Annotated in this window: 9 protein-coding genes; 1 reads left to right on the top strand and 8 read right to left on the bottom strand. The window is 47.0% G+C overall.

The window, feature by feature from the left end; translation table 11 throughout:
* Window positions 1-33 precede the first annotated feature (33 nt).
* The 6 genes from LDL40_RS14045 to xerD form a co-directional block, all read right to left on the bottom strand.
* Window positions 34-1,671 (bottom strand): CTP synthase, encoded by a 1,638-nt coding sequence (locus tag LDL40_RS14045; protein ID WP_300996017.1) that lies wholly within the window; start codon window positions 1,669-1,671, stop codon window positions 34-36.
* A gap of 195 nt (window positions 1,672-1,866) precedes the next feature.
* Window positions 1,867-3,393 (bottom strand): lysine--tRNA ligase, encoded by a 1,527-nt coding sequence (gene lysS, locus LDL40_RS14050; RefSeq protein ID WP_300996019.1) that lies wholly within the window; start codon window positions 3,391-3,393, stop codon window positions 1,867-1,869.
* 158 nt (window positions 3,394-3,551) lie between these two features.
* Window positions 3,552-4,650, bottom strand: a protein-coding gene (prfB, locus tag LDL40_RS14055) for a peptide chain release factor 2 (RefSeq protein WP_300996020.1) whose coding sequence is annotated in 2 segments (ribosomal slippage) — window positions 3,552-4,574 and window positions 4,576-4,650 — 1,098 coding nt in all. Because the reading frame shifts where the segments join, the coding sequence is not laid out codon by codon here.
* 138 nt (window positions 4,651-4,788) lie between these two features.
* Window positions 4,789-6,519, bottom strand: a complete 1,731-nt coding sequence (gene recJ / locus LDL40_RS14060) for a single-stranded-DNA-specific exonuclease RecJ (protein ID WP_300996022.1) — start codon at window positions 6,517-6,519, stop codon at window positions 4,789-4,791.
* Between the two features lie 12 nt (window positions 6,520-6,531).
* Window positions 6,532-7,239, bottom strand: a complete 708-nt coding sequence (gene dsbC, locus LDL40_RS14065) for a bifunctional protein-disulfide isomerase/oxidoreductase DsbC (protein WP_300996024.1) — start codon at window positions 7,237-7,239, stop codon at window positions 6,532-6,534.
* A gap of 21 nt (window positions 7,240-7,260) precedes the next feature.
* Window positions 7,261-8,163: a site-specific tyrosine recombinase XerD gene (gene xerD / locus LDL40_RS14070; protein ID WP_300996026.1), complete on the bottom strand. Its 903-nt coding sequence runs from the start codon at window positions 8,161-8,163 to the stop codon at window positions 7,261-7,263.
* 95 nt (window positions 8,164-8,258) lie between these two features.
* On the opposite strand from xerD, the gene fldB reads away from it, so the two are divergent.
* Entirely contained in the window at window positions 8,259-8,795 is a 537-nt protein-coding gene (gene fldB / locus LDL40_RS14075; protein WP_300996027.1) for a flavodoxin FldB, read from the top strand.
* A 1-nt stretch (window position 8,796) separates the two neighbouring features.
* On the opposite strand, the gene LDL40_RS14080 is transcribed toward fldB, so the two are convergent.
* The gene (locus tag LDL40_RS14080) at window positions 8,797-9,540 is read right to left on the bottom strand and encodes an ABC transporter substrate-binding protein (RefSeq protein WP_300996028.1); all 744 of its coding nucleotides are present in this window, start codon (window positions 9,538-9,540) and stop codon (window positions 8,797-8,799) included.
* Between the two features lie 165 nt (window positions 9,541-9,705).
* Window positions 9,706-10,000 (bottom strand): aminotransferase class I/II-fold pyridoxal phosphate-dependent enzyme (locus tag LDL40_RS14085; protein ID WP_300996029.1); only part of this gene is annotated, 295 nt, incomplete at its 5' end.

Consider the following 10,000-nt stretch of genomic DNA (forward strand, 5'->3'; position numbering starts at 1 on the left):
AAAGCCGGACTTTGTGGCCCGGCTTTAATCAAATTATACGAGTTGCTGTTTCTGATATTTATAAGCGGCGGCCACGAAGCCCTGGAATAACGGATGTCCGTCACGTGGTGTTGAGTTAAATTCCGGGTGGAACTGACCCGCCACAAACCATGGGTGTGTAGGTATTTCAATCATTTCAACCAACTGGTTGTCCGCCGACAAACCAGAGATCTTTAAGCCAGCCTCTTCGAGCTGAGCAACATAATTGTTGTTCACTTCATATCTGTGACGATGACGCTCGCTGACGATGTCGCTGCCATAGATCTCACGGGCTTTGGTATTGGCTTTGAGGTTACAGTTTTGGCTGCCCAGACGCATAGTGCCGCCCATATCAGACTTATCAGTCCGCTGTTCAACATTACCATCTGCATCCAGCCATTCTGTGATGAGACCCACCACAGGGTAAGGCGTGTTCTTATTAAACTCAGTTGAGTGCGCGTCTTTCATACCAGCAACATTGCGGGCATATTCAATCAGCGCCACTTGCATACCTAAACATATACCCAGGTAAGGCACTTTGTGTTCACGGGCATAACGGGCAGCCATAATTTTGCCTTCCACGCCACGTTCACCAAAACCACCTGGTACCAGGATCGCATCCACACCGGCCAGAACATCTGTGCCTTTACTTTCAACGTCCTGCGAGTCGATATATTTGATATGCACTGTTAAACGATTTTTTAAACCGGCATGATTTAACGCTTCGTTGACTGATTTATAGGCATCAGGCAGTTCCACATATTTGCCGACCATACCAATAGTGACTTCACCTGTCGGGTTCGACTCCTGATACAGCACCTGTTCCCACTCGGTCAGGTCAGCTTCAGGGCAGGTCATATGGAAACGACGCACAACTAAATCATCCAGCCCTTGTGATTTTAACAAGGCAGGAATTTGGTAGATGCTGGACACATCTTTTAACGAAATAACAGCGCGTTCTTCCACATTGGTGAAAAGTGCAATTTTGGCTTTTTCGTTGGACGGAATAGCACGATCAGAACGACAGACCAGAATGTCCGGCTGAATACCAATAGAACGCAGTTCTTTAACAGAATGCTGAGTCGGCTTGGTTTTGATTTCACCGGCAGTGCCCAGGTAAGGCACTAAGGTCAGGTGCATAAACATGGCGCGTTCGCGGCCAATTTCAGTACCCAACTGACGAATAGCTTCTAAAAATGGCAGTGATTCGATATCACCTACAGTACCGCCGATTTCAACGATAGCAATGTCATAGCCTTCAGCACCAGCCACAACGCGGCTTTTGATTTCATTGGTGATATGAGGGATCACCTGAATAGTGGCACCTAAATAATCGCCACGACGTTCACGACGTAATACATCTGAATAAATACGGCCTTGGGTGAAGTTATTACGTTTGGTCATTTTGGTGCGGATAAACCGCTCATAGTGACCTAAATCGAGGTCGGTTTCTGCGCCGTCTTCTGTGACGTACACTTCACCGTGCTGAATTGGGCTCATGGTGCCCGGATCCAGGTTAATGTACGGATCCAGTTTAAGGATGGTCACTTTCAGGCCACGGGCTTCTAAAATAGCCGCTAACGATGCAGCAGCAATGCCTTTACCTAAGGATGAGACAACCCCACCCGTCACGAAGATGTATCTTGTAGTCATGAGACCCCTGAGACGCCATTGGCAATAAAGAATTTACGAACTTAGGACGGGGGGAAATTATAACAAAGGGCGGCTTGGTGCTCAATCAAAAGGCAGGATAAAAAAATAATAAATCAGCTATCTGACAAAGCTATTGTGGATTTGATGCTAAAACAGCAGAAAAAGGCAGCTTGCGCTGCCTTTTTTATCAAAGACTTAAGAACCCTGTTTGTCGCTGTGACGCATATGCGGGAACAGAATGACGTCACGGATGCTTGGCGCGTCGGCCAGTAGCATCACCAGACGATCAATACCTATACCCTGACCTGCTGTTGGCGGTAAACCATGTTCCAGTGCTGTGACGAAATCTTCGTCGTAGTACATGGCTTCGTCATCACCGGCTTCTTTCTGTGCAACCTGTTCACGGAAACGTTCGGCCTGATCTTCAGCGTCGTTTAACTCGCTAAAACCATTGCCTAACTCACGACCACCGATAAAGAATTCAAAACGGTCGGTGATTTCCGGGTTGTGATCGTTACGACGCGCCAACGGAGAAATCTCTGCCGGGTATTCAGTGATAAAAGTCGGTTGTTGCAGCTTGGTTTCCACCAGTTCATCAAAAACTTCCATCAGAATACGGCCATGACCATAGTTAGCTTTGACTTCAATACCTAACGACTTGGCCAATTCAGCTACAGCTTCACGCGTGGTTAACTGCTCTAATTTCACTTCCGGGTTGTAATGCAGAATAGACTCAGTCACTGACATACGGGCAAAAGGTTTACCGAAGTCAAATACGTTGCCCTGATACTGCACTTCAGTGGTGCCCAGCACAGACTGCGCCAGACCACGGAATAACTCTTCGGTAATATCCATCAGGTCGTTGTAATCGGCATAAGCCCAGTAGAATTCCAGCATAGTGAATTCCGGGTTATGACGGGTTGAAACGCCTTCGTTACGGAAGTTGCGGTTTAGTTCGAATACTTTCTCAAAACCACCGACCACTAAACGCTTTAAATACAGCTCTGGAGCTATACGCAGGAACATTTGCATATCCAGCGCATTGTGGTGCGTCTCAAAAGGACGAGCCGAAGCGCCACCAGGAATGCTTTGCAGCATTGGCGTTTCTACTTCTAAAAAGCCTTTGCTGTTAAAAAACTGACGGATATAAGCCACAGTTTTAGAACGGATTAAAAAGGTTTTACGAGATTGCTCGTTAACGATCAAATCTAAATAACGCTGACGGTAACAGGCTTCCTGGTCAGTTAAACCATGGAATTTGTCCGGCAGTGGACGCAGGGCTTTGGTCAGTAGACGGATTTCGTCTAACCACACAGTCAGCTCACCGGTCTGAGTTTTAAACAACACACCGCTACCGCCTATGATGTCGCCTAAATCCCACTTCTTGAAGCCGTCGTTGTACACACCTTCAGCCAAACTATCACGCGCTACATACAACTGCAGCTTGCCACCTACATCGGAAATAGTGGTGAAGCTGGCTTTACCCATAATACGGCGCAGCATCATACGACCTGCGACAGTCACTCGGATTTGTTTCTCTTCCAGCTCTTCCTTGCTCAGGTGCTCGTATTGGGCATGGATCTGATCGGAAGTCGCATCGCGGCGAAAGTCATTTGGAAATGGGTTACCCAGTTCACGCAAGCCAGCCAGCTTATGTTTTCGCTCAGCAATCAGTTTATTAACGTCTTGATGTTCTTCAATAGGAGTGTTTTGTTCAGACATGATAAGTTCCTGATATTAAGCGTTCATACCCTTGTTACTTGAAGCTGCAGCTTTGTTGACCGGGTTCACTCGCCCAATCGCATAGACAACTATGCTCAAGGGCCTCGTTCACTTGTCGTCGCGCTGCAACTTCAATTACTTTGGGTAAACCTGTGTTTTTATAAACCGGCTTTTAAGCTGGCTTCAATAAATTTGTCTAAGTCGCCGTCCAACACCGCCTGGGTATTACGGGTTTCTACACCTGTGCGTAAGTCTTTGATACGCGAGTCATCCAGCACGTAAGAGCGGATTTGACTGCCCCAACCTATATCCGACTTGGTGTCTTCCAGCGCTTGTTTTTCCGCGTTTTGTTTTTGCAGTTCAAACTCATACAACTTAGCGCGTAACTGCTTATAAGCGTTATCGCGGTTTTTGTGCTGCGATCGGTCGTTCTGACACTGCACTACTATGTTGGTGGGTAAGTGAGTAATACGAACCGCAGAATCTGTTCTGTTGACGTGCTGACCACCAGCGCCTGAGGCCCGGTAGGTATCTATCCGTAAATCAGCCGGGTTAATTTCAATTTCAATATCGTCATCGACTTCAGGCGACACGAACACGGACGCAAAAGAGGTATGGCGACGGTTGCCGGAGTCAAAAGGACTCTTACGGACTAAACGATGCACGCCAGTTTCTGTGCGTAACCAGCCATAGGCGTATTCACCGGTAAATTTGATGGTGCAGCCTTTGATGCCAGCCACATCACCATCTGTCACCTCGTACAGTTCAGGCTTGAAACCTTTGGCCTCACCCCAACGCAGATACATCCGCATCAGCATACTGGCCCAGTCCTGAGCTTCGGTACCACCTGAACCAGATTGAATATCCAGGTAACAATCTGCCGGATCGCTTTTGCCAGAAAACATACGACGAAATTCCAGCTTCGCCAGCTGCAACTCTAAGTCGGCCAATTCAGCCTGAGCTTCAATAAAAGTATCTTCATCTTCGGCTTCAACAGCCAGCTCTACCAGCCCCGCCACGTCTTCAAGCCCCTGATCCAGTTTGTCGATAGTACCGACAATTTGCTCCAGAGCTGAACGCTCTTTACCCAAGGCCTGCGCATTTTCAGGGTTGTTCCAGACTGCAGAATCTTCCAGCTCGCGGCTGACTTCTTCTAGTTTTTCTTTTTTGGCGTCGTAGTCAAAGATACCCCCGAAGCACATTAGTGCGTTCAGTCAGGTCTTTAATGGCGTTATATACCGGATTTACTTCAAACATGATTTAAGGCGCTTAGAAAAAAATTGGTGGCGATTGTAGCAATTTTTCCGCAGACATGCAGCCATCCCGATGATTTTCTGTTGAATCAGTCTGCATTACTATGGCGCAACAGTAAGGCAGACTTTTTAAGGGACAGATTTAACCGACTTTTTCGATCAGCCGCACTATCAACTGCACAGACTGTTGGTCCCGGTAATCATTGATATCCAACTGATAAGCGACGCGGATTTTTTTTACATTGGCATCAGGCCATGCTTTGTTGTCGGCGTTAAACCAAATGGCATCCACTAAACTGCCGTCACTGGACTCCAGCATCAGCTTCAGGTGTTTATCCGCCAAAAGACGTTGTTGGCGTATGACAAACTCGCCTTCAAATACAGGTTCAGGAAAAGCTTGCCCCCAGGGACCTGCTTGTTGCAACAAGCGGGCAAAGGGTACGGACAAACAATCGCTGCTTAAATCTCCGTCGGTAAAAAGCACAGCAGTGAGCAGCTCTGGCGTCAGGTACTTTTTAGCAACAAAATTTAGTGCCAGCTTAAAAGTTTCAAACCGCTCTTCAGCAATTGTGAGACCTGCCGCCATCGCATGACCACCAAATTTTTTAATCAAGCCAGGGTATTGAGTAGAGACTTCATCCAATAAATCGCGGATATGCAGGCCAGGAATAGAACGGGCCGAGCCTTTGAGTTCTCCTTCATCTCCTTGCGCAAACACCAGTACAGGTCTGTGGTATTGCTCTTTAATCCGGCCAGCCAAGATACCTATCACGCCCTGATGCCAGTCACTTTGGTACAAACACAAAGCGTCCGGCAGCTCTTCAGAACTAAAAGACAACCGCTGCAGATAAGCTTGCGCTTCCTGCTGCATGCCTTGCTCTATTTCTCGGCGTTCCACATTTAAACTATCAAGTTCCGCTGCATACATTCGCGCTCTGGGTAAATCAGGCGCTAATAAACAACTGATCCCAAGACCCATATCATCTAAACGCCCGGCAGCATTTAAGCGTGGCGCCAAAGCAAAACCAAAATCCTGCGCTGTCAGTTTTTCCGCTTTACGGTTGGCCACATCAATCAGGGCCTGAATACCTGGTCTGGCTTTGCCACTGCGAATACGTTGCAGGCCCTGATGCACCAGAATTCTGTTATTGGTATCCAGCGGCACGACGTCCGCTACTGTGCCTAAAGCGACCAGATCAAGCAGATCCGCTAAATTTGGCTCAGGCTGAGTTTCGGTAAAATATGCCTGACTTCGAAGCTCAGAACGCAGTGCCAACAACAGATAAAAGGCCACACCGACACCAGCCAGCTGCTTACTGGGAAAGTCACAACCCGGCTGATTTGGATTGACTATAGCGTCAGCATCCGGCAGTTCGTTGCCCGGCAAATGGTGGTCTGTCACCAGCACTTTGACGCCCATTTTTTTCGCCAAAGCTATGCCGTCAATAGCAGAGATGCCGTTGTCTACTGTCACTATTAGTTGAGCGCCCTGAGCTACTGCAATTTCCGCCATTTCAACCGACAAGCCATAACCGTATTCAAAGCGGTTTGGCACCAGATATTCGACATGCTTAAAACCAAGGCTTTTTAAACCTGTCAGCAAGGTCGCTGTACTGGTGGCACCGTCCGCATCAAAGTCCCCAACAATGATGATATGTTGTTGCTGCTGCAGGGCCTCGATCAACAGAGTCACAGCAGTTGAGATACCTTTGAGTAAGGTAAAAGGCAACAGTTGAGCTGCACCACGAGCCAATTGCATTGAGCTTTCAATACCCCGACTGGCGTAAATACGCTGGATCACCGGATGATACTGAGCCAACTCTGCTGAAATAGCTGGTACTGCTCTGCGTTGTAATTCTTTTGTGATACTCAAGGATATTTCCGCTTAAGACGCATTCTGGCTCAGGGCAGCCACTAAAGCGGCGGCAGGTTGATAACCGGGAATTAGACGACCATCAGGTAACACCAGAGCAGGAGTACCATTAATGCCAAAGCTCTGTCCCAGTTCATACTGCTGAGCCACAGTATTCTTACAGCTGGCTTGTTTTACTGCTTTGCCATTTTTTGCATCGGTCAGCGCCTGCTTTGCATCTTTAGAACACCAAATAGACTGTAATTCATCATAAGTCGCTGATTGGATACCACCCCGTGGGAAAGCCAGGTAACGCACCGTAATACCAGCTTTGTTTAACTCAGACATTTCATTGTGCAGTTTACGGCAATAGCCACAGCTGGTATCGGTAAAAACGTGGATCACATATTTTTCATTGGCCGCTTTAAATTCAATCACTGAATCATCAAAGGCTTTTACACCTGCTTTGCGGATACCTTTGAGAATATCTTCGTTTACCAGCGTCTTATTTTTTAAATCGTAAATATTGCCTTCAAACAAATACTGTTTGTTTTCTGAGATAAAAAACAAACCTTTGTCTGTTTGAACCTGCAGCATGCCTGGTACGCTGGAATCAGCCACAGCTTTAACACTCAATCCAACCTCAGAAAAAGCCTGATTCACTTCAGGAAGTACAGCTTGCGCTGCCAGACCGGTACTTAAACATGCTGCCATAACGGCGAGATAGCTAAACTTCTTCATCTCATTATCCTGCGTCCAGGGTCAGCCCCTTGGATGATGTTGTTGATGTAAACTTTGCAGACGCGCCTGCGCCACATGAGTATAAATTTGGGTGGTCGATAAATCGCTGTGCCCTAATAATAACTGTACGACCCGCAAATCTGCACCATGGTTCAGCAAATGCGTGGCGAAAGCGTGCCGTACCGTATGCGGAGACAACTCCGCACTAATGCCTGCCACTTTGGCATAAAACTTAATCCGGTGCCAGAAAGTTTGTCGGGTCATTTGCTGGCCTCTGGAACTCGGAAACACCACATCACTCTGGCCATCAAGCAACAAAATACGCCCTTGACGCAAGTACTGATCCAACCATTCCACTGCAGTTTCTCCCAAAGGCACCAGTCGTTCTTTTTTACCTTTGCCTGTGACCCGGACTAAGCCCTGACGCAGATTAATTTGTTGCAAGGTTAACCCGACCAGCTCTGATACCCGAAGACCGGCTGCATACAGAATTTCTAACATCACTTTGTCGCGAAACTGAATAAAATCGCTGACGTCCGGGGCAGACAGCAATAAATCCACATCCTGCTCTGATAAAGTTTTAGGTAAAGAACGACCAATTTTTGGGTTAAATACGTCGGATAAGGGGTTTTCACTGATTTGTCTGGTTTTATGCAAATGGCGGTAAAAACGCCGCAAACTGCTTAAAGCGCGGGAGGTACTGCGTGGACTAAAACCCTGCTCCACTCTGTATGCCAGATAATGGTTCAGCAGCATCTGATCCACTGTGGTCAGTTGCTGGCCCTGTTGCTGCAAAAACAGGGCAAATTTACTCAAATCAGTACCGTAAGCGCTTAAGGTGTGTTCGCTTACGCCTTTATCCAGCCACAACTGATCTAAAAAGGCTTGAATAAGTTGCTGTTCCGAAACGGCGACTGCTACCACTTACGCTGCTCCCGCGTTAATTTGCCTAGTCTGACTTTGTTGGTTCAAAGGCTTCTGCTAAACTGCCCGCCACACAAAATGCTGAGTCATATCAGATGAAAATTGGTCTTTTCTACGGCTCCACCACCTGCTATACCGAAATAGTGGCGGAAAAAATTCAGGTGCTTTTAAGCGCAGACCCAAGTTTGCCGGATGGCAGCAGTGTAACACTTCACAATATTAAAGATCAGCCCCTGACAGGGATGACGGACTATGATCTGCTGATTTTAGGTATTTCAACCTGGGATTTTGGCGAGCTGCAGGAAGACTGGGAAGCGCACTGGGACGACATCAAAGACGTTGATTTAACTGGCAAGATTGTCGCTATTTATGGCATGGGCGATCAACTGGGTTATGCCGAATGGTTTCAGGATGCTGTCGGCATGTTGCATCAGGCTATAGCACCACAGGACTGCATTCGTATAGGTTTCTGGCCCACAACGGGTTATGACTTCATTGCCTCTAAAGCAACAACTGATGATGGTCAGTGGTTTTATGGTTTAGCTTTAGATGAAGAAAACCAGTATGACCAGACGGATCCACGTTTAAATCAGTGGCTGACTCAACTGATGAATGAGCTGATAGCCCTTTAAGCTAAAATTGGCCAGCCATGACATTTTGGTAAAGCTGACTTTTCTGTACCTGCAAATGGGCCTGCTGCAATTTTTCAACCAATTGAGGGTCTGTCGCTTTGCTGGCGGCCAAATAGGTTATTTGTTCCAGCTGTGGGATAGCCAAAACAAAACGGGTGGCCCCTTCAGGTTGCGACAACTGCTGCTCCATCAGCGCTAAGGCAGCCTGATCATCGATGACATAATCCACCTTGCCTTTAATCAGCAAACGCCATGACTCAAGAATATCAGCAGATAATTGCAGCTCTTTGCCAATCCTCATGCCCTGTTGCTGCAGATATGAAGTGGCAAAATCCCCTCTTTGCACCGCAATCACAGCGGAACCTAAATCTTTGATATGATTTGGCTTCAAATCTGTGCGCCAGGCCAGTCGAACTAAACCCAATCTATATTTGGCTACAGGTCCGATCCAGTGAAACTCCTGCTCCCTTTCCGGTGTTCTGGCCATATTGTAAATCAGTACATTAGGAGTGGAGCTTGCGATGTAAAAAGCTCTTGCCCATGGATAGACCTCGATCCGGCTATCCAGTCCGGCTTGTTGCAAAGTCGCCCTGACAATTTGTGTGCTGACACCGTCTACTTTACCCTCTTTCATGGTTTGATGCGGTGGAGATAATTCGGTGACCACTCTTAAAACCGCTTCTCCGGCATAAGCGGCTAAAGAAAAAAAAGCGCACAACAGAACAATCACTAAGTCTTTTATCACCACTCAACTCCAGGCTGATGCTTCACTACTCAGACAAGACTTTGTTTATCCTAGCGTAATTATCCTCAGCTTTCCTGAGATCCTGGCTGATTTTGCACATTAATCCGTCCGGATCAAAAAAGGGCGACCTGAGTCACCCTTTTTTTGGTTCCAAAGTGCAGCACCTTAGCCTTTTAATACCTGCGCCATGGCTTTAGCGAAGTAATCAATATTGCTATGGTTTAAACCAGCGATACTGACACGGCTTGAACCTACCATATAAATACTGAACTCTTTACGCAGACGTTCAATTTGCTCTTTGTTAATACCCAGGAAAGAGAACATACCGTGTTGTTTAGTAATAAAACTAAAATCCTGACTAATGCCCTCAGCAGCAAATTTATCGATGATCAACTGACGGTAATCATTGATACGATTACGCATCACGGCCAGTTCCTGATGCCATAAAGCGGTTAACTCC

It is taken from the genome of Rheinheimera sp. (genome assembly GCF_020217005.1).
Taxonomy (GTDB): domain Bacteria; phylum Pseudomonadota; class Gammaproteobacteria; order Enterobacterales; family Alteromonadaceae; genus Pararheinheimera.

What these genes read in the sequence shown, in the direction of transcription:
- dsbC (WP_300996024.1), bottom strand. Translation starts at nt 7,239, where the DNA reads ATGAAGAAGTTTAGCTATCTCGCCGTTATGGCAGCATGTTTAAGTACC.
- fldB (WP_300996027.1), top strand. Translation starts at nt 8,259, where the DNA reads ATGAAAATTGGTCTTTTCTACGGCTCCACCACCTGCTATACCGAAATA.
- lysS (WP_300996019.1), bottom strand. Translation starts at nt 3,393, where the DNA reads ATGTCTGAACAAAACACTCCTATTGAAGAACATCAAGACGTTAATAAA.
- LDL40_RS14045 (WP_300996017.1), bottom strand. Translation starts at nt 1,671, where the DNA reads ATGACTACAAGATACATCTTCGTGACGGGTGGGGTTGTCTCATCCTTA.